Origin of the sequence: Aureisphaera galaxeae, assembly GCF_028561275.1 — a bacterium.
Classification (GTDB): Bacteria; Bacteroidota; Bacteroidia; order Flavobacteriales; family Flavobacteriaceae; genus Aureisphaera; species Aureisphaera galaxeae.
The window spans coordinates 137,890-161,374 of the sequence record NZ_JAQQTF010000007.1 but is presented as its reverse complement, the minus strand read 5'-3'; the positions used below and the strand labels follow the sequence as shown (position 1 = coordinate 161,374).

Below are 23,485 nucleotides of genomic sequence, written 5' to 3'. Positions count from 1 at the left end.
GCTGACAGCACCCCTTTCCTATTTTATTCGGTGGGATATTGTTGTAACTTTAAGGGATAAAAAGCTTGCCATGGGAAACAATAAAATGCTCGTTGAAGAACGCTCTCGGGATCTGGGGAACTTCTTGGTGGGAAGGCTACTGCCCTTCAGAAAAAAGAGACAAGTAGGCCCTTTCACCTTTATCGATCACATGGGGCCTTCCCATATCGGCCCAGGAAGGTATATGGATGTGGATCAGCATCCTCATATTGGGCTTTCTACGCTTACGTATTTATTGGAAGGTGAAGTAGAGCATCGGGACAGCACCGGGGCTGTAAAACACATCCAAGCAGGAGATGTGGGCTTTATGTCCGCCGGAAAAGGAGTCGCCCATACAGAACGAACACCCCAACATCAAAGAGATGGAAAGTCGCATCCCGTGCACGGTTATCAAGTCTGGGTGGCACTGCCCAAAGACAAGGAAGAAATGGAACCCCGTTTCGATTTCGTAGCGAAAAATGAGCTTCCCCATTGGCAAGAAAACAATTTGGAAATCACCCTGGTGGCAGGCGAAGGATTTGGAAGAAAATCGCCTTTACCGGTGCATTCCCCGCTCTTTATGGTAGACGTAAGAGCACATGAGGAAACCTGTTTGGAAATCCACGGCCAATTGGAAGGCGAAATTGCCATTGTTGTGACAACAGGCAAGGTGCTGAATGATGGTGAAGCCATTGAACAAGGACAGATGCTTATTTCCAAAACCGAGGATGAATGTATTATTACGTTAGAAAAAGGAAGCCGTATTCTGCTTTTCGGAGGGAAGGCCCTTCCCGAAGAACGCTTTCTCTTCTGGAATTTTGTTTCCTCTTCCAAAGAACGTCTGGAGGTTGCCAAAGAAAACTGGATGCAAAAACGATTTCCAAAAGTGCCAGGCGATGACACCTACATTCCCCTTCCAGAGCCCAAAGGGCCTTTGCGATGAGTGAATCCCCATACCTCCCTCATCGCTTACCGTTTAACAAATAGAATCGACCGAAAAACGAAATGCACATCGCCCTCTTTTAAAGAATTACTACTATTGCCCAGTTGTTCGTAAGAGATACGAGCCTTAACTCTTAATAATGATTCTTTAGCATGAAATAACGTATTTAAAATTTCAAGATTTTGGAGTGCCTTATATGTTTCCAGTGTAACATTGTAACATAGCACTCGTTTATTATAGTACATTTGCAATGCGTTGATTTCCCAGCGCATTATCTCCCTCCAAATAAGAGTTGCCAACTCTCTCCATGGCAGCGCAGAACACGATTATAGGTTGTCCTTACAACAACCTACAGAACTATTTATTCATTAAAAACAAACGCAAGTATGAAACAATTTCTTGTTGCGTGTCTATGTCTTATAGGCACGATCTCCTATGCGCAGGAGGAATTCAATGCCGAGGGAGAACTCGGTAAAATGATCCAAACCCCAAATTCACCAGAGGCCCAAGCATTTGGGAATTACGGGAGCATCCCAGTCAATCTTAGGACCGGTACACCCAACATTTCTGTTCCATTGTACACCTTTAAAGGGCTGGAAATGGACTTACCCATTTCATTGACTTATGACATCCATGCCAGAAAGGTAGAGAGTATCGCTTCCGGGGTAGGAATGGGATGGAATCTTAACTTGGGCGGACGTATTACACGTAACGTAAATGGGTTGGCAGACAATTATATTAACGTGACCCAAGGAACCGGAGGCATCTATGAAACGCTTTACAAAAGCGGCCCATTACAGGACAAATATGAGAGATTCGTAGATAAATCCGTGAGCACTTCAACAACGCCTAGCACCAGCAATACTTTTGCCGATGTGGCCGAAGCTAATGAATACTTCCAGTTTTTGGACCGCGTGCAGACCAATGTCTATGACCTCGCGTTAGACAGCCATAGTATAAGTGCTCCAGGGTTAGGCGATAAGGTGTTGATGAATTACGATATGAACAGCAACTCCATTGTTCCTATCGCAATGAACGACCCAAAACTGAAATTTGTACAATCGGATAGTCCAGCTTCAACACCCGGTTCCTCTACAGATTGGGAAATCATTGATGGGTCGGGGAACACCTATTATTTTGAAGAACATGAGACTACCCATATGTTCAATGGATTGGATACTTCTCATCCGAGCGGAGTGCCTTCAGGACCAACAACTATGGACTATATCTCTTCTTGGTTGTTGACTAAGATCGTTTCGGCCAACGGGAAGGATGTTTACGAATTTGCTTACCAGACATTAGGGCTTTGGCAACAACCCGTTTATACTTGGGAAACCCAGCGTATCGATACCTGGAACCAAGACACACAACAATGGAGCAGTCGTACTGCCGATGCAGGCACTTCCTACAAAATTGATCAGCTGGCGCTAAAATCTGTTATCCATAATGGCCAGACGATTATCGATATCACATTAGGATCGCGTGTGGATCTCACCGATGTAGATAACAAGATTGAGAAAATCACCATAAAAAGCCCCTTGGATGGTAGTGTGATGAACACATTTAAATTTCATCAGACCTATTTTGGGACTGGAACGGGACAATACAACAAAAGATTGAAGCTGGATAAGATCGAGATCGGTGGAAAAGGTTCCGCAAGCCCCACCTACGACTACGAAAAGGAGTACTCCTTTCTATACCAAAGCCCAACGCTTATGCCAGCTAGGGATTCTAAGGCTCAGGACATTTTTGGATGTTATAATGGACAAGCAGATGGACAGGATCTTTTTCCAGCACCCGAAAATGGACAGCCCGCAGTTCCCAATCCTGGCGGAGGGGACCGAAGTTTTAGCTTTAACGACGCCAAGATTGGAATCCTTACCCAGATGCACTACCCAACGGGAGGATATTCAGAATTCAACTATGAAGAGCATCTTAACGGGAATACAGAAGCCAATGGCATCCGTGTGGCTTCCATCGCCAATTATTCTGATACTGGGGCGATAGAGACGAAAAAGGAGTTCGAATACCAAAATCAGCACTTGGATGCTTGGGTATTGCCGGATCTCGCATATTCTAAACCACACCGGTACTTTCACAATAACACCCCAACTCTGGGCACCCAATACTTCAGGTCCGCCAAAGGGGTGATGGGCGACCAGCCCTACATCACCTACAGCAAGGTGGTAGAACGTGATATCAACGTAGTAAGTGGCAATGCCGAGACGGGACGTACGGAGCATGTATTCTACAATAATGACAGCGGGAGTGCACCTTTGGGAATACGAACCCAACAGGGATCGCCCTTCCCTTCCGAGTATTTTACCCATGTATCCCAAGGACAGTTAAAGGAACAATATGCGTACAATCAAGCAAACAATCTTCTTTCTAAATCTGAAAACGAGCTGGATACAGACACTTCTTTCTATGATGAAGTGTATTACAAATCGTTAACGACGGGAGATGATGGGAATCAACAATTGAAGTTCCCAGTTATGTCCGATCCTGGAAATGATGGGATAGATATCACAGTATACTATATCGACGGAGATTATAGTATTGCCGGCCCCGTTCCTTCTCCTACCCAATGTGTCGCTGGCAACAATATTGGTTGTATCAATGTGGAACGCTATGCAAGGATTAAGCCAATCGTGTTGAATCACAAATTACAGTACAGCAAAAAGACCAAAGGCACAAGTACCCACCATTTGAACGGGAATCCTGTGACCACGGCATCCACAACCGTTTACGATAGTACTAACTTCTATTTGCCTAGCGAGTCTGAAAGTACGACCAGTGACAACAATGAAACTTTGGTCGCCAAATACAAGTACCCAGAAGATCTTCCCGGGGATCCTTATACCAGCAATCTTATTGCAGACAACCGGATTTCTGCTCCGCTGCAAACAGAAACTTATTTGCGTGAAGGTGGACAGGACGAACTGATAGCTACCCAAAAAACCCTTTTACAGGATTCAGGTGGACTTATTCTTCCCCAATCCATACAGGTATCACGTCGAGGAGATGCTCCTGAGACTAGGGTTCAGTTCGAGGCCTATGACAGTGAAGGCAACCCCGTACAAATGAAAAAGGCAAATGGTACGCCTACCGTCTATATCTGGGGTTACGATTTCCGCTTGCCCGTGGCCAAGATCGAGAATGCGACCTATAACCAAATGTCACTTATTAGTGGTTTCGACTTGACTGGGGTGAACAACAGTGTTTCCAGCAGTTTCATCGCTGGTGAGATCGACGAACTCCGCCAAGCACTACCAGAGAGTATGGTGACCACCTTTGTCTATAATGAACAGATGATGGTAAGCACAATTACCGATCCACGGGGCTACCAGAGTCATTTTTTCTATGACGATGAGAACCGTTTGCAGCATGTTGAGGACCAAGATGGTCATGTGCTTAGCAACAACGAATACAATTACAGGATCAATAACTAAAAACACTGAGGAAACATGAAAAAAGTAGCATTTATTATCATCGCGATATTGGCTTTTCCTTTCTTGGTGAAAGGACAGACCGAAACCGAAAACTATACAACCTCCACAGCCTACCAGAAGGAATACACGTGGACAGAAATACTGAACGGAAACATACCACTGGACGACATGTTGGAGACTGTCACCTATTATGACGGATTGGGCCGCGTTGTACAAACCGTCGCACAGCGTGCGGGGGGCAACAGGGAAAACCTTGTAATACCAGTGCTCTATGACGGTATTGGACGTAAACCGATCGATTATCTTCCATTACCCGTGACATTGACCAGTGGCAACGAGGCAGGGGAATTCCATACCCCAACAGGGGCCAGCATTCCCAACGACCTACAGGTCTTTTACAAGGCCAAGTTCCCCGAGGACTTCTATCAGGGTGGCGGGGCACAGCCCGATTATGACAACCCCTACAGCGAACAGCTGTTGGAAGCCTCGCCCTTGAGCAGGGTATTGGAACAGGGCGCACCGGGCTATGATTGGCATGCCGATTATAGCGACCATACTATCAAGTTTGGGTATGAGACCAACAGTGCCAATGAGGTATACCATTTTACGGTTACCTTCGGAAATCAAGGTACGGATTACACAGATCCTTCTTTGGCTTATGAAGGGTATTACCCGACCAATGAACTCTATAGAAACGTAACCAAGGACGAGAACTGGACAGCCACTAGTGGGAACGACCATACCGTACAGGATTTCACTAACAAACGAGGGCAAACAGTGTTGAAGCGTACCTTTAATGGTAGTGAGACCTTGGATACCTATTATGTCTACGATGACGATGGAAACCTTACCTATGTACTATCGCCAGAAGCATCGGACCAGATCATTGTGGGCGGTGCCCTTGCTACCAACTCTGGTGACATCCTAGATGATTTGGGCTACCAATACAAATACGACTATCGTGGGCGTATCTTCGAAAAGAAGATCCCTGGAAAAGGAAAGGAGACCATCCTCTATGACAAACTGGACCGTCCCGTGCTTACGCAGGATGCCGAGCAGTTGAAAAGCAACGAATGGCTCTTTACCAAATACGATATCTTGAGCCGTGTGGCCTATACGGGTATTCTAAAAGGTTGGACCGAATCCAGTGCCAAAAATGCGCTTGCAACTTCGCCCCTGTTCGAGAACCGACAAACGGGAACAACTACCATCAATGGTACGCCTTTGTACTATAGTAACCAAGCTTTTCCACAAAACGATATCGAGGTGCACACCGTGAATTATTACGATACTTATGTGGATACGGGCTCCCTTGGGGCGCCACCTGTGCAGAACATTTATGGAACGAGTATTACCTCTGCCGCACAGGGATTGCCTACGGTGAGCAAGGTTCGCGTGTTGGATGGTTTGGACCAGCCAACGCCCAGCCAGTTCTGGATCACCACAGTAACTGGTTATGACGATAAGGCAAGGCCTGTCTATGTGAACACCGAGAACGACTACCTATCCACTAAGGATAAGATAGAGAGCCTCTTGGACTTTACGGGCAAGCCCATAGAAGCACGAACCCACCATGAAGTGGCAGGAATCTCTTCCAACAGTGTCCTTACACTGGACTATTTTGTCTATGACCATGCCGGAAGGTTGATCACCCATGAGCAACAGATCGACTCCGAGCCCGTTCAGCTCATTGCCAAAAACTACTACGATGACCTAGGCCAGTTGCACAAAAAGGATGTGGGTGGTGAGACTTTCATCGATGGGTACACAGGTATAGAAAAGGCCGATGTCACCTTCGATGGCACCATTACGCGCAACGATGGCGGGGGCGACTGGACCTCCGGTGCCAAGACCAAGGGGAAGATTACTGCTGATGGTGGAGTGAGCCTTACCGTGTCACAAACCGACAAGGCCTTTCGTTTTGGCCTTCGCAACACCTTGGTGTTGGGTGCCAACGGTTGGGATGCCTACAACTACGGCCTGGAACTCAACCCTCAGGATAGCAATGGGGACGGCAACCGCGATGTAAAGGTGATCGTTAACAATGCCGTTGTGGGGGTGTACGAAACCTTCAATGCCGGGGATAGCTTCTCTGTGGAGCGCGTAGACAGCATAATCGAGTTCCGTAGGAACGGAGCCTCACCCTTCTATACGTACAGCCTTACCAGCACCGTAGACCTCGTCGGGAAGGTGGGGCTTTATAACACCAATGCCGAAGTCGAGGACTTTACCCTCTTCGGGCATACCATAGACAAGGTGTTACAGGAAGTGGATTACAGCTATAACGTACGGGGTTGGTTATTGGGCATCAATGATGTGGATGCGCCCTACCAGCAACTGGATCTGTTTAGTTTCCGTATCAACTACAACGAGGCCATAGAGGGTAATGTAGGAGCCGTTGGGGTGGAACCACTCTTTAACGGGAACATTTCCCAAACGATATGGCGCACCAAGAACAGCGATAGTCAGAAGCGCACCTATGGGTACACCTACGATGCACTCAATCGCCTGACGAATGCCTACAGCCGCAAGGGGAGTCTGCTCTTAACCACGGACACATATGGCCTGTCGGGACTGGATTACGATCTGAACGGGAACATTTTACAGTTGAACCGCTCTGGCGCCAATAATGATGGCACGGTGACCGGTGTCTGGGATGCTTTGACCTATACCTACAATGGCAACCAGCTCATGAAAGTGGACGACAATAGTCAGACCCCGGCCCTGATCACAGAAGGGTTTAAGGACGGGACCAATATGGGGAATGACTATATCTATGACGATAACGGGAACCTGATCACGGACCTGAACAAGGATATCACAAACATAGACTACAATCACTTCAACCTGCCGGAAACAGTCAATGCGAACGGCAGCCAAACGGGAACGATTACGTATGTGTACGATGCCGTGGGTACCAAATTGAAGAAGACTTTGACCGAGAACGGAACTTCGCATACCACCAAGTACGCCAATGGCTATATCTATCTGGACGATGAACTACAGTTTTTCAGCCATCCAGAAGGGTACACGAAGCCCGTATCGGGAACCTCCGAGAGCGTAAAGGGTTCCAAGGGTGGTCAGACTACCCAGAGCGGTTACCAATACGTGTTCCAGTACAAAGACCATTTGGGGAATGTTCGGTTATCCTATGCTGATGGTGACCTAAACGGTTCTGTTTCAAACTCCGAAATCATTGAGGAATCCCATTACTATCCGTTTGGCTTGAAACAGAAAGGATATAATACCACCATTTCCGGAGGTAACAGTTTGGCTCAACGATGGAAATACAATGGGATAGAGCTCAATGAGGACTTGAGCCTCAACCTTTATGAAATGGAAGTGCGACAATACGATCCTACAATAGGAAGATGGACCAGTATTGATCCCGTAATCCATTTCGATTATTCGCCTTACAATGCGTTTGATAACAATCCGATCTATTGGGCAGACCCCTCTGGTGCCAATGCCGGTTTGGCAAATGCTGCCATGCAGCATTCAGGGCGTGGAGCAACGGCAGCAAATACAATTAATCCTATAGACGCCGAGAAAAAGAAAAAGGAGGAAGAAGGAGAAGAAGAGGAAAATAATTCCGCAAATAATAGTTCCAATAATAATAATTCGAAAGATGATGCTTCTAATACAGGGATTAATGCTTCCGGTCTCAATGCAGGTAAAGACTGCGATGATTGTCCAAATCCCACTCTTTTCAAAAATGGAGAGATTATAGTTGTTAACAATGTGAGTTATATGCTATTTATAGATAATTGGATTGTAATTGAAAGTCAGGAGGAATACGAAAAACGCGTAAAGGAGGCGTTAGAAGAATTAAAAGACTTAGACCTAACGGATGATATAGAGTATAAATATAAATTGTTAAAGGCTTATTCCCATAGAGGAGCACCATATGAAAAATCCTCTAAACCCTTAGTTGAGGCTATGAAAGGGGCTCTTGGTCTTGGAGCTCCAGCTAAAGCTACTAAAACCCTTTACTTAAACGGGAACAAGAGCCTTACTCCTTGGAGTATTGTAGTTGGTGCAATTGTAGGATACGCCAAAGGCCGTCTAGATATTATGAAAAAAATGGAGCTTCATGATGAAAATGTTGATTCCCTAAGAGAGGAAGGGTATTTTCCAAAAATAGAATATAAACATTACAATGAGCTGTACTTTAATTATTAAATTTAAATTATGAATTTCCATAGGCGCTTTATAACTAGTTTTATTTTTCTTGGATTAGCATATTTATTGATAATCGTAAGTTTTGATTTTTATCAAATAAAACCTGTTTTTATTATTTCTTCATTTTTTTACAGTTTTTTGACAATAGCAACGATATATGCTTATATGAACCGTAATAAAATTGAAAGTAAAATTAAGATATCAAAACTTTTAATAACAGTTGTTATACTACTGTTGTCGAACATAGCTTTTCTTTGTTCGTATTTTGTCGTCGAGCTCTTTTTTCATGGTGCCAATTTAGATTTGTATTTGATTATTTTATTACAACTTTTTTTGTTTTTCACTTTCCTATTCCTTCCCAAATCAAATAAAAAAAACAATGGCAATAAGATAGTTTAGAACAAACGCCATGCTGACTCATGAGTTAGCGCGGATAAGTGGATTTAAACAAAATCACTATCTTTATATAACCACCACGACCCCCAACCGAGGGTCGTGGTTTTTTGTTTTACAAAGGAAAGTTTAAAATTAAGTTGTTAGAGAACAAAGAAGCTAAGAAAACTTATAATTTATCTGAAGTTGCTAACAAAAACAACTTTTTTGCACATCGAGTACTCGTTCACAATAAAGTAAAAAGGAACTAATGTATATAATCAATCTAATCTTTATGTATAAGTTCTTCTTCAACAAAATATTTAGGGGAAGTGATGAGGATACTATTTTTAGTAGCAGGTTAATCTTTGCCTCAGAATTGTTTCTAAATATTGTTACAATATGTTCCTTAATACTGCTAAGCTATTTTGATTCTTTGAAGAAGTATATAAGTGAATCCAGCATTACAATTACAGTAATGATAAGCATGATAATTCCACTTATAGTTAGTTTTATACTTATAAAAAAAGTAATCTTATTGAATTTTTTGAACAAAACAAGGATAAAAAGAAAGTACTTAGTTATGTTCTAGGCATATCTTATACAACTGTAACAATTATTTCTTTTTTATATGTTGCTCCGAAGATAAGAGCTCTTTTTTGGGATTAATGGACTTGCGCTTAGCTTGTCAAAGTGTTCGGGTGCCAGCAGGAGGGGATGGCAAAATGAGAGTCAATGCATCTAGGAATAAAAAATACAGAAATAGATATGAAACTTGTTATAAAAATATTCGTTTTGGCCTGCTTGTCATTATCAAGCTGTAACTTTGACAACCAAAGCAATTTGGATGAATCAGATTTATCCTATCTAAAGGATCTGGATTTACTTGAAAAAGGTGAAGAGCTAATTTGGTTTGATAGCCAATTAACCTTAAAGAAAGGGGGGAATTTTTTATCTGATAAAAGAATGGCTGCCTATTTTTTAGGAGGCCATGAGCCGGACAATTTTAAGGAACATGCCTTACTCAATGAAATTGACAGTATCAAGTTACATAATAAGGCCATGAGCATTACTTATGCCTCTTATATAAAAGTATTTAAGAAGGGAGGCGAAACCTTCAAAGTCTACATAGATAAGGATTCGTTGACAGTAGAAAATTATTATAATCGAGCCCTAAAAGCCCTTAACGGCCAATAGCCCCACGCTATCGCCCGCTTACAGACCTGTGCTTACACAAGAGCGAACAGGATCAGGTGGATTTAAACAAAAACACTATCTTTATATAACTGCCACGACCCCCAACCGAGGGTCGTGGTTTTTTCATTATTCCAAGGATATAAAATTTTCAATTGCAGTAGAAAAGCGATAAGTTTAAGGTAAAATAAAAACGCATGACCATTACCATAAAAGATGAGTCCCTTACGGGCGATATCCTCAACGAAATTGCCATTGCCGTAGAAAGTGAAATGATGACCGTTCGCGATCTTATCGCTGCTCGCGTAGCATCCGAAGTGAAAGCATACAACTCCCGAATGCCCGAGTACTTCAAAGGGTTGATTCAACCTTCGGAAGCAGAAAAGACACTCAATGGATTCCGCCTAAAAAACAAGAAAAAAACCATCGATCTGGAAAAGCAGATCTTCGTTGCCTATGACGCGTTCCAAAAAAATGGTTACATCATTTTGGTAAACGACGAGCAAGTGGAAAGCCTGGATCAGGAGTTGATCATTGGAAAAGAAACCCCCGTAAGTTTTGTTAAGTTAACACCCTTGGTAGGAGGCTAATTTGTAATGGGAATAAAAGACAATCTACTCAACTTATTCGGCGGATCGCGTAAACCTGTTCCGGCTAGTTCTCCTTCAAATCCCAAGTTCGACGCTATTCTAAATACCATTATCAAAGAAGTTTCGAAACAGCATAACAGTTCTTGGTGGTATGGCGTACAATTGGGGAAGATCGAATCCTATCAGAATCTTAAAGCTTGGGATAACGCGGAAAAAAGAAAACTTGTTTTCTATATGATTCCAAGGATCAATCAATTCAAAAAAGTTCATAACTCCAAAAAAGGTTGGTCCTCCAACGATACCCATTGGTACAATTACAATGCCTATTCAGAAATTCTTAGTGCCATCCTTAGAAGTAATCTGGAATTCCCTGTGGCTGAAATAAAAGAACTTTTCAATGCCTATAAATCTTCGGACGACTCGCGAATAAGGGACTTTGTAGATTGGCCTGTGGGCTTCTCGGTGCAACAAATCGAAAAGACCATAAAAAGGGAAGGATTATCCGATGAACTCAAAGAATTCATCGTACAATTTCTGAAATGGCCGCAATTGAGTCAGAAGAAAAGCTATTGGGGTTCAGACTTGGAGAAAGTCCGCGTGAAACTGGAGAAACTAGTCTTTGAGAGCGAAAATACCGAAGGGCGAACAGCCCCTTATAAACTTCCCGAGGACCGACTAAGTCAGCTTATTAATCCAGAGATTGAAGCATTGAAAGATGATGAGAAAGATCTTTGGTACGAATTGTTTCACCTATTTGTAAAGGCTTCCGCTGCCAAACCTTCCCTTAAATTCCTGAAGGCTACTGGAAGTGCCATAGATAAAATCGGCATTAAAAAATACAAGGAGCGTATATATCCTTGGATAGCATTTGTTTGTGCGCTAAAAGAAGTGGAAACGGTACATGAGCATACATATAATGGACATGTGTATAGACACTCTACGTATGAACTCCTACACGAAAAAAACACTACATTTTTAAAGGGGTTGATCTGGAGCCTCAATAAATTTCATGATTCCAAAACCCTAAGTCTTATCGCCCAATTGGCCGAAAGATCCTATAGGAAAATACCAGGCGTAGGTCCCGCTGCGGCTGGAGTAGGTAACGCCTGCATCTATGTGCTAGGTCATACAAAAGGCCTTGAAGGCATTAGTCATCTTTCCAGATTAAAACTGAAGGTGAAGCAAAACAATACACGGAAGTTGATCGAAAAATATCTGGACGAAGCTTCCAAGAAATTGGGAATAAGCGCTTCAGAAATAGAAGAAATTTCCATTCCCGACTTCGGACTTAAGGATGGCATAAAGACATATACGTTCAACGACTATACCTTAACACTGGAAATCGTAGAACTGGGAAAAGTAAATTTGATTTGGGAAAAACCGGATGGGAAAAACCAAAAAACGACACCCTCTTTCGTAAAAACAACCACCAAGCACACACAGTTGTTGAAGAAAGCCAAAGCCGATGTAGCCCAAATTAAAAAATACCTTACCGCACAAAGGGACAGAATCGATCGCTTGTATCTGGACGATCGTACTTGGTCCTACGAAGATTTCAGCAAACATTATCTGGATCATGGATTGGTTGGTTTTATTTCCAAGCGACTAATCTGGGAGTTTGGAGATAAGGATAAAACAACATCCGCATTGTATGAGAATGGTGAATGGAAAAACGCCTCTGGAGAAACTTTAAAAGAAGTGAATTCCCAGAACGTTCGATTATGGCACCCGATTAATTCATCGATTGATGAGGTATTGGCTTGGAGAAATCGGCTGGAAGCACTGGAGCTTAAGCAACCCATGAAACAAGCCTTCAGGGAAATTTATGTTCTTACCGACGCAGAAGTAAATACCCGCTCCTACAGCAATCGTATGGCGGCCCACCTTCTCAAACAACATCAATTCAATGCCCTGGCAGCCCTAAGAGGATGGAAATATTCGCTTATGGGTGCGTTCGACAATGGCATTGACGCCGAAATGGCGACCATACAGATTAAGTCGCACAACTTGGAAGCCCAATTTTGGATCAATGAGATAAATGCAGACGATGCCATGAACGATATGGGTATTTGGGATTATGTGGCGACAGACCAAGTTCGTTTCGTGAATAGCGATGGTGAGGCGCCCGATTTAATCGATATCCCAAAAATTGTGTTTTCGGAAATCATGAGAAATGTAGACCTGTTTGTTGGGGTTTGCAGTGTAGGTAATGATCCCGAGTGGCGGGATAATGGCGGATTGCCTCAATACAGGGACTACTGGACAAGCTATTCCTTTGGGGAATTGACCGAAGTGGCCAAAACGCGAAGGGAAATTTTGGAACGGCTATTACCACGATTAAAGATAAACAAAGTAGCCAGTATTGATGGAAAATTCCTAAGAATACAAGGCACAAAACGAACTTATAAAATTCACATAGGAAGTACCAATATCCTTATGGAGCCCAACGATCAATACCTATGCATTGTCCCAGCGCGGGGCAAGGATACAAAGACTGCGAATGTGTTTTTGCCGTTTGAAGGGGATCGCGGCTTGTCCCTCATTTTAAGCAAGGCATTTTTATTGGCAGAGGACAACAAAATAGAAGATACCACCATACTAACTCAAATAAACAGATAGTGTCCTTAGATGAAGAGAGATACCACGTTCATCATAACCTTCCAGAAATAGGACATGAAGGGCAAAAGCAAATACAAAATACCCGCATTACCGTCGTTGGGGCCGGAGGACTTGGGGGTAATGTCTTAATTCAATTGGGGCAGTTGGGAATTGGAAAAATCGTGATCATAGATGATGATACCATCGAACTGTCCAACCTTCAAAGGCAACCCTTGTTTTCACAAAAGGACATTGGTAAATACAAATCGGAAGTCGCTCAACAAAAACTGCTCGAATTAAACGATACCGTTCATATCATCAACCATTGTGAACGACTCACAAACAAGAATCGGGATCGATTATTAAAGGAGAGTGATATCGTCCTAGATTGCACGGATAACCTATCGAGTCGTTTAGTGATTGACGCGTATTGTAGTGCTCATAAAGTCCCTCTGGTTTATGGAGGTGTAAGAGGTTTTGAAGGATGTGTTTCGGTTTTCAACCATAACAATGGGAAATCATTTAAGAACACCTTTCCAGATTATGAAGAGCTCTTCATGGCAGAACATTGTAACGACTCCGGAGTGGTGAGCGGTGTGGTTTCCATTACCGCGAGTCTGCAAGTAAGTGAAGTACTTAAAATTATTTTAGGATTGCCCGAAGTGCTGCAGGGCAAACTTCAGGTGTTTCACCTTTTAAGGAATGCCTTCAGAACATTCTCCCTAAAATAAAAAAGCACCCCAAAGCGAGGTGCTTTCATATCTTCAGCAAATTACTGAAGGGGAAGGATCCGTTAAGGCCCTAACGAATCATTAATTTTTCGGTATACCCCCTTTTGTTCGCAACAAGCCGTACAAAATACAGACCGCTACTTAATTGCGGTAGCTTGAATTGAAATGCGCTCGTCGTGTTCAAATCACCTTCGTATAAAGTTGCAACACGCTGTCCCAAATAATTCAACACTTCAATCCTAGCATTGGTGATATCTTGGGTGCTAGCAATGTTCATTTCTATATAGCTTTCGGCGGGATTCGGGAATACTGTAATGCCAGTAATATCCTTCGAAATTTCAGAAACCCCCAATGGCAATCCCCACGCGTCCGAAATCCATACCCCTCGACCCAATGTTCCGATTCGCACTTTGTGATCTACGGGATTGTACTCAATATCATTCACAAACGTAATGGCCAGTCCTTCGTTGAATTCAAACCAATTCTGTCCGCCATTTTCGGTAATGAAAACCCCCAAATCCGTAGCGGCATAAATGATATCATCATTTCCATGATTCACGGCAATGGCGTTCACAGTCATATCGGGTAAATCCCCCTGAAGGGAAATCCAAGTGTCGCCTCCATCAACCGACTTATAGATATGCGGATTTCCTGGATTAATACTATTTCGGCTGGCAAAAACTACGTCCTTGTCCAATCCACTCGTTTTAATGTCGGTTACGCGCCAACCGGGCGAAGAGTTGGTAAATTCCCAATTCATCCCTGTGTCATCACTTCTAAAAAAGAACCAAGACGTTCCATTCCAAGAAGCGGCGTAACAGCGGTCGGGATCATGCTGACTAAACGCCACATCGGTAATTACGTTGGCCTGTTGTCGTTTGCTCCATCCGTTCCCGAAATTATCCGTACGGTATAATCCCTGTTGGGTAGATCCCAGAAGGATGCTGGGATCGGTTGGGTGTTGTCGCAAAGGTGCGAAATGTGCCCCTGTATTTTCTGTAAGATCGATTCCCACATTAATGGGTGTTGCGAAGGTATTGGTGCCGTTTAAAGCCCTCCAATAGGTTCCGTCGATCCAAGTCCCGAAGAAACGTAGTTCGTTGGTAGGATCTACAGAAACATTCACTCCATCGAAAAAGCCCCAACGTTCCCAATGCTGTCCGTTATCCAAATTCATCCCTTGAAGCCCATGATCTTGCAATCCTCCAATCACTACACTAGTGTTGGTGCGTCCCGATCCTATGCCTAAAAATTGGGCAGTCACCAATCCGTCGTTGGCATTGTCCCAACAATTTCCATTGTCTGCACTTCGTGAAACGCCTCCATCGTTAAATGAAAAAACCCGATTCGGCACATGAGGATCGAACCCAATATCGTGATGATCCACATAGGTGGCACAAGCTGGGGTATCCCCACAACCCACACAAGCAGTTCGGTCCTTCTGAGTCCAAGTAACTCCACCATCTTCACTTTGCCAAAAAGAGATTCCCCCGAAAATGACAATGTCCGGATCATCAGGCGAAACCCCAACCGTATTGTCGTACCATCCTTGGCAAATCCCTTGCGCATTACAAAAGGCATCGGGAGTGTTGTCAAGCCTGGTCCAGGTGTCCCCATTATCGTTAGATCGATACAAACCTTCCAGTCCTAGCGTGCTTAGCTTGGTAATACTTGCATACAACACATTGGGATTGTTTGTCGACTGATCGATACTTATAAAGTTGATGTCGGTAGCAGGAAGACCTCCACCAAGCAGCGTAAAGTTGTCACCTCCATCTGTAGATTTCCAAATCCCTACATTCTCTTGGCTCACAAACATGATGTCGGGATTGTCCTGTTGAATGATGATATCATCGAATATGAAATTCCCATGATTGGTGCCATCCCCGAATATTTGGGTCCAATTGGCGCCCATATCCTCACTTTTAAACAATCCGTTGGTAGCGGCCAACCAAACAATATTGGGGTCATTAGGGTTCCAAGCAAGTTTTAAGGCCGAAACGGCCAAAGAAGGATCATAGCTCAAGCTGGTGGGCAACCAAGTAAGGCCTCGATCCAAGGAACGAAAAACACCAATCCCTCCTTTCATTACTACCAAGGGCGGCGCAAAACCTTCACCCGTACCAATGATAAGGATATCGCTATCGGTAGGATGTACGGCCACGGCTCCCACTCCGGTTGAGGGAATATCATTGGTCATGGGTTCCCAACTTTGCCCAGCATCTTCGGTAAGCCAAAGCCCTCCCGAAGCAGATCCTACCCATAGGACATCGGCCACATTGGGATCGAAGGCGTGCGAGATCATTCTTCCTCCATGCCCATCCATATCGGTTGGGCCAATATTTTCCCAATTGGCCAAAGGGCCACCATTCATTCTGCCTTGATCCGATCGTATCTTTTTGAAGGTTTCCCAACGCTTGGCCAAATCCAATTCCCCATTCATATTCCTCCGCATTTCATAAAAATACCGACCTCTAACATAGGGCATGTAACCCGTTCCTTTCAAATTTTCGAGCTTGTACTCGTTTTCCTGTAATAATTGCTCATAATAGGCGTCCATGGCTAGGACTTCCTGTGGAATGTGTGCGCCCGCAGGATCTTCAAGATTCTGGGCGACCCCCAAGGTCGTGCCCAAGATCCATGCAAGGCATAATAATTTCTTTTTCATAGCTGATAATTTTTGATTTCTTTTTTCAAATGAACCCAATCAAGGACAAAAAGACATGTAAAAAAGCGAACGAAACACCTAAAAGAAGAAGAGCTGGGCTAGGAGTATTCCCACTGTTGGCGGTAGTTTTGGTTGGTTAATACCGGTGAATTATTAGTTGTTGCCATAAATTTTGATGGTGAGGTTTCGGTAAACATCAAAAAGTCTTTGTAAAAATGACTTTGATCGAAATATCCCAAGGCCAAGGCCAAAGCCGCCACACTCTCTTCCTTCATATCTTCGGAAAGTAGCAGGGAAGCCTTTTTAATTCGAATCAATCTTCGATATTTTTTGGGGCTAATCCCCACGTATTCCTGATAGGCTTTTTCCAAATAACGGGCGCTATAATTTCCTGCCGCCGTCTCATTATCACTTAAGCGCTGTACATCGGAAAATAAATTCCGGATTTGATCCTTCAACAAGGAAGGGGCTTCTTTCCCTCTAGATATTCGATCCCGAAGAAAGGGAATGATTCCTTCTTCTACTGTCTTTTGCAAGGAGAATCCTTCGGGTTGCAGTAAGGTCTTCAGGTTTTCGGGCAAGTGCATGATGTCCTCACAATGAACCACCTGATTCTTGAAAAGCTTTGCCGTATCGTTCGTTAAAAGTGGGAGCGCCCAGGGCATTAGTTTTACACTAAGACAAATAGTATTGGGGTCAAAAACGATGGTCGCTTTCTTTTCAATCTGCCCGATAAAGGAATGGCTGTCTACCCGATACGTTTGCCCGGCCACGGTGAAGGTGTGGCCTCCTTGGATCATAAAGATCATTTCTGGGTATCCGTCGGAAATGAGTTCGAATTCTGAAGTTTCGACACCACCCATAAACCCCCAGATTCCCTGAACAATATCGGGAAAGGGTAATTTGTTTGGATAGCGATAAAACTGAACCACGGCATGCTTTGGTTGAAACACTAATGTATTGAAAATTTCATTGAAACCTTGCCGATGTTTCCCCTGTAGTCCTCTTATTTTTTAAATGAGATGTCTTAGAGTATGAAATTCACGATGCCCCCTAATCTTTAGTATACCTCAACAATCTGTATTTCCTTCTCTCTAAACACTACGGTATCGCCTTGTTTTTTTCCCAATAGCAATCGACCTATGGGTGTTCCTGGTGAAATGCAATAAGTGTTCAATCCACCTTTAGAATGAACACCAGCGGAAATACTCAAAAAGTACCGGTCGGAAGGGGTCACCACCAAGCTACCCAAGGCAACGCGGTCTGAGCTTCGGGTAATGTCTATTTTACCCAGTAGGGTCTCGAGTTTTTCGATTTCCTGCAATTGCTTGCCTGCATTTTCCCGATCCAGTTGAAGCATAGCACGACCCGTATGATGCTTATCACCGGCGGTACTTTTCCCTTCGCTCAATAAGGATTCTTCAATACGTGCAATGTTCTCCAATATTTGTTGCTTTCGGTCGGCAACAAATGCCTTGCAGAATTCCAGTAGCAGTTCTTTAGTTTTTGGCGGTTTCAATCGGCTGTAAGTCTAACACCCCAAAGTTATACATTTGCCGCAATACCCATTGCTTTCGGGTTTCCAAATAAGGGGTTCTGGGATTGGCTTTGTATTGCCTTGGATTGGGTAAAATAGCAGCAATGGCAGCGGCCTCATGACGCGTCAAGTCCTTGGCCGATTTATTAAACCAGTGTTGAGCTGCTGCCTCTACGCCGTACACTCCTTCGCCCATTTCCACGCTGTTAAGGTAAACTTCCAGAATGCGCTCCTTGCTCCAGAACAATTCAATAAGAAAAGTAAAATAGGCTTCAAATCCTTTCCGCACATAACTTCGGCCCGGCCATAGAAAAACATTTTTAGCTGTTTGTTGGGAGATAGTACTGCCCCCTCGTAAGGTGTTCCCCTTTCGATTTCGTTCGTACGCTGCCTTAATGGCGTTGTAATCAAATCCGTTGTGTTCTATGAAGCGTTGGTCTTCGGCACAGATAACGGCCAATTGCATACTGGGGGCTATACGGTCTATGGCAACCCAGTCATGCTGTGTGTCGGGGCCACCCTGAGCGGAACGAATGGCCATAAGGGAAGTGTAAGGCACTGGAACATATTTGTAGACCAGTACCCAAGCTACGCTCAATACCAGAAACCAAAGCAGGCATCTTAGTACAATCCTTGCTATTCTTTTAAGCATCTTTAGATTCTACTGCGCACCGTAAGAAACGGTTTTGCAAATGTTTTTTAATTGGTGAATGATGAAAGTTCCGCACCGATAGAACTCCCCAAAGCGACTCCCATGCCTCCCAACCGGACGCCACAATACACACGTGGTTCCAATTCTTTAACAATGGGTTTCTTCTGGGCCCCAACTCCCATAATGCCACTCCATCGGCTGCTTATCTTAAACGCAGTATTTGGTAAAATTGTTGTGTGAAGGAGCCGTTCTAGCTCATCCTGAATGCGTTGGGTAGTTTCCATGGTGGTAGTGGTCTCCCCTTCGAAGTCTAAGTTTCTACCTCCGCCCAATAAAATTCGGTTGTGAATGTTTCTGAAATAATAGTACCCCTTTTCCAAGTGGAACGTGCCCTTTATCTGAAGATTGGGAATAGGATCGGTAATAAGCACCTGAGCCCTTGCAGGAGCGACTTCTTCATTTAAAAGTTGCTTGGCAAAGCCATTGGTAGTTATGAAAAGATGCTGGGTTGTAATTTCAACGGAATCATTCAACTGTACCTCAACTCCAAGGTTCGTTGTTTGGAAGGAAGTCACCTCGGTAGTATTCAAGATTAAGATGTCTTCTTGAATGCATTTTTGAAGAAGGGACTTCATCATTTTACCCGTATCCAGCTGTCCTTCGTATCTATTGAAAATAAGTCGATTTTGAACGTTTTTGAAGGAAAATGGATCGTTTTGGACCGAAAACACCTCTTTTTTGTTCAAAAACACCTCTTTTAGCAATTCGTTGAGATAAGGAATTTTGGCTTCGCATTCTCTGAAAAGATCGCTGTCTTCCTTTCTGAAAACTTCATATCCTCCCAGTTCTTGATAATCCAATGCAGGGTCGCCTAAGGTGTCACGCAGCAAGCGCAATCCGGCGAGTCGTTTTTGCACCAAATCGACTACTTCTGCTTCTGAATGGGTTTTTAAATCGTCCAACAATTCAGACGCACTGCCAAAACAGGCAAATCCCGCATTTTTGGTGCTCGCTCCACTGGGCAGCATGCCTCTTTCAAATACCACAATCTTGCTTTTTGGGTGTTTCTTTCGAAGGGACAATGCACAACTCAATCCTACGATTCCACTGCCGACGATGGCAAAATCGATATGGCGCATCCATGTTTCGTATTCCCAATAAGATAGATTCATAGTTTCTTTTTTTTCCGAAAAGCCAGTAAAGCTATGAAAAGAAGTGCGGGAATCACAAACACAAAATCCAATCTAAATTGCCACAGCAGGATCACGGTGATTACGGTTAATACAACGAACCAAATGAAATAGTTCACCCCTTTGGAAACATTTTTAACCCTATACCCATCTGAAATAAGCATGAATGCAGGAAGTGCAGAAATAATCATTAAAAGGGTCAAGTGCTTTAGCATACCGAAAAGATACACGAAAGCCTGAAAACAAAAAAGCGCCGTTTCAAAAGATATGATGTAACGGCGCTTTTAATTGCTATGAAAAAGGTGGTTATTCTTCTTCAGGTTCGTCCATTTCCCAATCGTTCATGAAAGCAGTCGTATAATCTCCTGCTACATAATCGGGATGATCCATTAATTGTCTGTGGAATGGAATCGTGGTTTTAATTCCTTCGATTACGAACTCGTCCAATGCGCGCTTCATTTTATTAATAGCTTCTTCACGGGTCTGTGCCGTAGTAATAAGCTTGGCGATCATAGAATCGTAATTGGGTGGAATGATATATCCTGCATATACATGCGTATCCAATCGTACCCCGTGCCCTCCAGGAGCATGCAAGGTGGTAATTTTACCAGGGGACGGACGGAAGTTGTTGTACGGATCCTCAGCATTGATTCTACACTCGATAGAATGCAATGATGGATAATAGTTCTTACCAGAAATTGGCACTCCTGCCGCCACAAGAATCTGTTCGCGGATCAGGTCGTGATCCACTACCTGCTCGGTAATAGGGTGCTCTACCTGGATACGGGTGTTCATTTCCATGAAGTAGAAGTTACGGTGTTTGTCTACCAAGAACTCTACGGTTCCCGCTCCTTCGTACTTAATATATTCGGCTGCCTTAATAGCGGCTTCTCCCATAGCTTCACGTAATTCATCGGTCATGAACGGGCTAGGGGTTTCTTCGGTCAATTTTTGGTGACGTCTTTGCACAGAACAATCACGCTCACTTAAATGGCAGGCTTTTCCTTTGCTGTCTCCAACAATTTGGATTTCGATATGACGCGGTTCCTCGATCAACTTCTCCATGTACATATCGTCATTTCCAAAGGCAGCCTTACTTTCCATTCTGGCGCTTTCCCAAGCTTCTTGTAGGTCTTCTTCTTTCCAAACGGCACGCATTCCTTTTCCTCCACCTCCAGCACTTGCCTTAAGCATTACGGGATATCCCGTTTCTATGGCAATCTTTTTACAGGTTTCGAAATCGTCTATAACCCCATCACTTCCAGGAACACAAGGTACACCAGCAGCCTTCATAGTGGCTTTGGCGGAGGCCTTGTCTCCCATTTTTTCGATCATGGTAGCACTCGCTCCAATAAACTTAATATTGTGCTCGTCGCATATTTTGGAAAACTTCGCATTCTCAGAAAGGAATCCATATCCTGGGTGAATCGCATCTGCATTTGTAATCTCTGCAGCAGCAATGATATTGGATATCTTCAAATAACTTTCATTACTGGGCGCAGGACCTATGCAAACTGCTTCATCGGCAAAACGAACATGTAAACTTTCTTCGTCCGCCTTAGAATACACCGCTACGGTCTTAATTCCCATTTCCTTGCAGGTACGAATTACGCGCAGCGCAATTTCTCCCCTATTGGCAATTAGTATCTTTTTAAACATAACGTTGGTAATTTAAAATTCCGCTTCTTCTTTCTAAAAGCAAAAGAAGGGCCTTGGAATTAGGAATTTTAACTTATGACGGATCTATTAAATATAATGGTTGGTCGTATTCTACTGGAGAAGAATCGTCTACCAATACTTTTACGATTTTACCCGAAACTTCACTTTCAATCTCGTTGAATAGTTTCATCGCTTCGATAATACAAAGGGTATCCCCAACAGCTACTGTATCACCTACTTCGCAGAAAACGGGTTTGTCTGGAGAAGGTTTTCTGTAGAATGTACCAATCATTGGGGATTTAATGGTCACATATTTAGAATCATCCTCGGCGGATGCAGCTTCTGCAGCTGGAGTAGCCGCTGGAGCAGCTTCTACTGGAGCAGCAGGAGTAACCGCTGGAGGTGTTGCTGCCGGCATGGCAGGGATTTGCTGAATATATGTGGTTTCGGCTTTTCCGCCTTCGCCCGTACGAATGGTGATTTTTACATCTTCCATTTCAAGTTTTACTTCGCTAGCGCCTGATTTGGCCACGAACTTGATAAGGTTTTGAATGTCTTTTAATTCCATAGTATGTTCTTGTTGATTGGTCTCGTTTAATTTGAATTATAGGCCCACTTAAGATAGAGCGAACCCCATGTAAATCCTCCTCCAAAGGCTGCAAACACAATGTTGTCACCCTTTTTCAGTTGTTTTTCATAATCGCGTAAGCACAGCGGCAAAGTAGCCGAAGTTGTGTTTCCGTACTTGTCGATATTAATCATCACCTTCTCTTCGGGAAGGTTCATACGGCTTGCCGTGGCATCGATAATTCGCTTATTGGCTTGGTGGGGAACCAACCAATGTACATCTTCGCCCGAAAGTCCGTTACGCTCCATTATTTTTTCGCTTACTTCGGCCATGTTAGAAACCGCAAACTTGAACACGGTTCTTCCATCTTGGAAAACATAGTGCTGTTTGTTCGCAACGGTTTCTGCCGAAGCTGGAAGGATGGAACCTCCCGCATCTATTTTAAGGTGAGGTCTACCCACACCATCGGTTCTTAAAAATTCGTCCTGTACCCCAAGTCCTTCTTCATTGGGTTCGAAAAGTACCGCTCCGGCACCGTCTCCAAAAATGATGCAGGTAGCTCGATCTTCGTAATCGATAATGGAGGACATTTTGTCGGCCCCAATAAGTAGCACTTTTTTGTAACGCCCAGACTCTATATACTTGGCCGCTGTAGACATTCCGAAGAGAAAACTTGAGCAGGCCGCAACTAGGTCATATGAAAAAGCGTTTACGGCTCCTATCTCTGAGGCAACGTAAACGCCAGTTACTGCTACGGGCATATCGGGTGTGGCCGTGGCCAAAATCACCATATCGATATCCTTGGGATCTGTATTGCTTTTTTCAAGAAGGTCTTTTGCTGCCTGAATGGCCAGGTAGGAAGTCCCTTTCCCTTCTTCTTTTAAGATTCGGCGTTCTCTAATTCCAGTTCGGGTAACGATCCATTCATCATTCGTATCCACCATGGTCTCCAGGATCTGGTTGGTGAGAACATACTCTGGGACATAGCCCCCTACAGCTGTAATCGCCGCTGTGATTTTACTCATAAAATCGAATTAAAATTCACTAAAAAATGGCAAAAACCTTTAAAAAGGAGTGAAAATTACTAATTTTTAATCAAAAACAACCTAAAAAATATTCGTTTTTGAAGTA

Annotated in this window: 16 protein-coding genes and 1 pseudogene; 8 read left to right on the top strand and 9 right to left on the bottom strand. The window is 43.6% G+C overall.

The features are described from left to right. The first annotated feature begins 70 nt into the window (after positions 1 to 70). The 8 genes and pseudogenes from POV27_RS13885 (at position 71) to POV27_RS13855 (ending at position 14,080) form a co-directional block, all read left to right on the top strand. Entirely contained in the window at positions 71 to 961 is an 891-nt protein-coding gene (locus POV27_RS13885; protein ID WP_272863388.1) for a pirin family protein, read from the top strand. A gap of 386 nt (positions 962 to 1,347) precedes the next feature. Beyond that, on the top strand, positions 1,348 to 4,413 hold the full coding sequence (locus tag POV27_RS13880; protein ID WP_272863387.1) for a hypothetical protein: 3,066 nt from the start codon (positions 1,348 to 1,350) through the stop codon (positions 4,411 to 4,413). Between the two features lie 15 nt (positions 4,414 to 4,428). After that, positions 4,429 to 4,977: pseudogene (locus tag POV27_RS20350) on the top strand (DUF6443 domain-containing protein); the annotation flags it as partial. 2,127 nt (positions 4,978 to 7,104) lie between these two features. After that, positions 7,105 to 8,595 carry an RHS repeat domain-containing protein gene (locus POV27_RS20345; RefSeq protein WP_419179951.1) on the top strand — a complete coding sequence of 497 codons (1,491 nt, stop codon included), beginning with the start codon at positions 7,105 to 7,107 and terminating at the stop codon, positions 8,593 to 8,595. A gap of 1,107 nt (positions 8,596 to 9,702) precedes the next feature. Then, complete coding sequence (locus POV27_RS13870) at positions 9,703 to 10,164, top strand: hypothetical protein (RefSeq protein ID WP_272863385.1); 462 nt, start codon at positions 9,703 to 9,705, stop codon at positions 10,162 to 10,164. A gap of 194 nt (positions 10,165 to 10,358) precedes the next feature. Further along, the gene (locus tag POV27_RS13865) at positions 10,359 to 10,751 is read left to right on the top strand and encodes a hypothetical protein (RefSeq protein ID WP_272863384.1); all 393 of its coding nucleotides are present in this window, start codon (positions 10,359 to 10,361) and stop codon (positions 10,749 to 10,751) included. Positions 10,752 to 10,757: 6 nt separating this feature from the next. Next, a complete protein-coding gene (locus POV27_RS13860; protein ID WP_272863383.1) occupies positions 10,758 to 13,370 on the top strand; it encodes a DUF4132 domain-containing protein in 2,613 nt (870 codons plus the stop codon). After that, a complete protein-coding gene (locus POV27_RS13855) occupies positions 13,370 to 14,080 on the top strand; it encodes a HesA/MoeB/ThiF family protein (RefSeq protein WP_272863382.1) in 711 nt (236 codons plus the stop codon). The genes POV27_RS13860 and POV27_RS13855 overlap by 1 nt, the downstream gene beginning before the upstream one ends. Before the next feature lie 70 nt (positions 14,081 to 14,150). Here the strand turns inward: POV27_RS13855 and POV27_RS13850 are convergent, their stop codons facing one another. From POV27_RS13850 to POV27_RS13810, 9 genes are all read right to left on the bottom strand, one after another. After that, positions 14,151 to 16,748 (bottom strand): T9SS type A sorting domain-containing protein, encoded by a 2,598-nt coding sequence (locus POV27_RS13850; RefSeq protein ID WP_272863381.1) that lies wholly within the window; start codon positions 16,746 to 16,748, stop codon positions 14,151 to 14,153. Between the two features lie 98 nt (positions 16,749 to 16,846). Then, on the bottom strand, positions 16,847 to 17,701 hold the full coding sequence (locus POV27_RS13845; protein WP_272863380.1) for an AraC family transcriptional regulator: 855 nt from the start codon (positions 17,699 to 17,701) through the stop codon (positions 16,847 to 16,849). A 107-nt stretch (positions 17,702 to 17,808) separates the two neighbouring features. Then, positions 17,809 to 18,267: a GreA/GreB family elongation factor gene (locus POV27_RS13840; RefSeq protein WP_272863379.1), complete on the bottom strand. Its 459-nt coding sequence runs from the start codon at positions 18,265 to 18,267 to the stop codon at positions 17,809 to 17,811. Next, complete coding sequence (gene mtgA, locus POV27_RS13835; protein WP_272863378.1) at positions 18,248 to 18,937, bottom strand: monofunctional biosynthetic peptidoglycan transglycosylase; 690 nt, start codon at positions 18,935 to 18,937, stop codon at positions 18,248 to 18,250. Before mtgA ends, POV27_RS13840 begins: the two co-directional genes overlap by 20 nt. A gap of 47 nt (positions 18,938 to 18,984) precedes the next feature. Continuing rightward, positions 18,985 to 20,109, bottom strand: a complete 1,125-nt coding sequence (locus tag POV27_RS13830) for an NAD(P)/FAD-dependent oxidoreductase (protein ID WP_272863377.1) — start codon at positions 20,107 to 20,109, stop codon at positions 18,985 to 18,987. Continuing rightward, on the bottom strand, positions 20,106 to 20,342 hold the full coding sequence (locus POV27_RS13825; protein ID WP_272863376.1) for a hypothetical protein: 237 nt from the start codon (positions 20,340 to 20,342) through the stop codon (positions 20,106 to 20,108). Before POV27_RS13825 ends, POV27_RS13830 begins: the two co-directional genes overlap by 4 nt. A gap of 91 nt (positions 20,343 to 20,433) precedes the next feature. Continuing rightward, positions 20,434 to 21,786, bottom strand: coding sequence for an acetyl-CoA carboxylase biotin carboxylase subunit (gene accC / locus POV27_RS13820; RefSeq protein ID WP_272863375.1), 1,353 nt, complete (start codon positions 21,784 to 21,786; stop codon positions 20,434 to 20,436). 73 nt (positions 21,787 to 21,859) lie between these two features. Next, positions 21,860 to 22,354 (bottom strand): acetyl-CoA carboxylase biotin carboxyl carrier protein, encoded by a 495-nt coding sequence (accB, locus tag POV27_RS13815; RefSeq protein ID WP_272863374.1) that lies wholly within the window; start codon positions 22,352 to 22,354, stop codon positions 21,860 to 21,862. 26 nt (positions 22,355 to 22,380) lie between these two features. After that, on the bottom strand, positions 22,381 to 23,379 hold the full coding sequence (locus tag POV27_RS13810; protein ID WP_272863373.1) for a beta-ketoacyl-ACP synthase III: 999 nt from the start codon (positions 23,377 to 23,379) through the stop codon (positions 22,381 to 22,383). Between the last annotated feature and the right edge of the window lie 106 nt (positions 23,380 to 23,485).

Excerpts from the sequence above, each read along its gene's own strand:
- POV27_RS13810 (WP_272863373.1), bottom strand. The coding sequence starts at position 23,379 with ATGAGTAAAATCACAGCGGCGATTACAGCTGTAGGGGGCTATGTCCCA.
- POV27_RS13870 (WP_272863385.1), top strand. The coding sequence starts at position 9,703 with ATGCATCTAGGAATAAAAAATACAGAAATAGATATGAAACTTGTTATA.
- POV27_RS13880 (WP_272863387.1), top strand. The coding sequence starts at position 1,348 with ATGAAACAATTTCTTGTTGCGTGTCTATGTCTTATAGGCACGATCTCC.
- POV27_RS13850 (WP_272863381.1), bottom strand. The coding sequence starts at position 16,748 with ATGAAAAAGAAATTATTATGCCTTGCATGGATCTTGGGCACGACCTTG.
- accC (WP_272863375.1), bottom strand. The coding sequence starts at position 21,786 with ATGTTTAAAAAGATACTAATTGCCAATAGGGGAGAAATTGCGCTGCGC.
- POV27_RS20345 (WP_419179951.1), top strand. The coding sequence starts at position 7,105 with ATGAAAGTGGACGACAATAGTCAGACCCCGGCCCTGATCACAGAAGGG.
- POV27_RS13865 (WP_272863384.1), top strand. The coding sequence starts at position 10,359 with ATGACCATTACCATAAAAGATGAGTCCCTTACGGGCGATATCCTCAAC.
- POV27_RS13830 (WP_272863377.1), bottom strand. The coding sequence starts at position 20,109 with ATGAATCTATCTTATTGGGAATACGAAACATGGATGCGCCATATCGAT.
- POV27_RS13885 (WP_272863388.1), top strand. The coding sequence starts at position 71 with ATGGGAAACAATAAAATGCTCGTTGAAGAACGCTCTCGGGATCTGGGG.
- accB (WP_272863374.1), bottom strand. The coding sequence starts at position 22,354 with ATGGAATTAAAAGACATTCAAAACCTTATCAAGTTCGTGGCCAAATCA.
- POV27_RS13860 (WP_272863383.1), top strand. The coding sequence starts at position 10,758 with ATGGGAATAAAAGACAATCTACTCAACTTATTCGGCGGATCGCGTAAA.
- mtgA (WP_272863378.1), bottom strand. The coding sequence starts at position 18,937 with ATGCTTAAAAGAATAGCAAGGATTGTACTAAGATGCCTGCTTTGGTTT.
- POV27_RS13825 (WP_272863376.1), bottom strand. The coding sequence starts at position 20,342 with ATGCTAAAGCACTTGACCCTTTTAATGATTATTTCTGCACTTCCTGCA.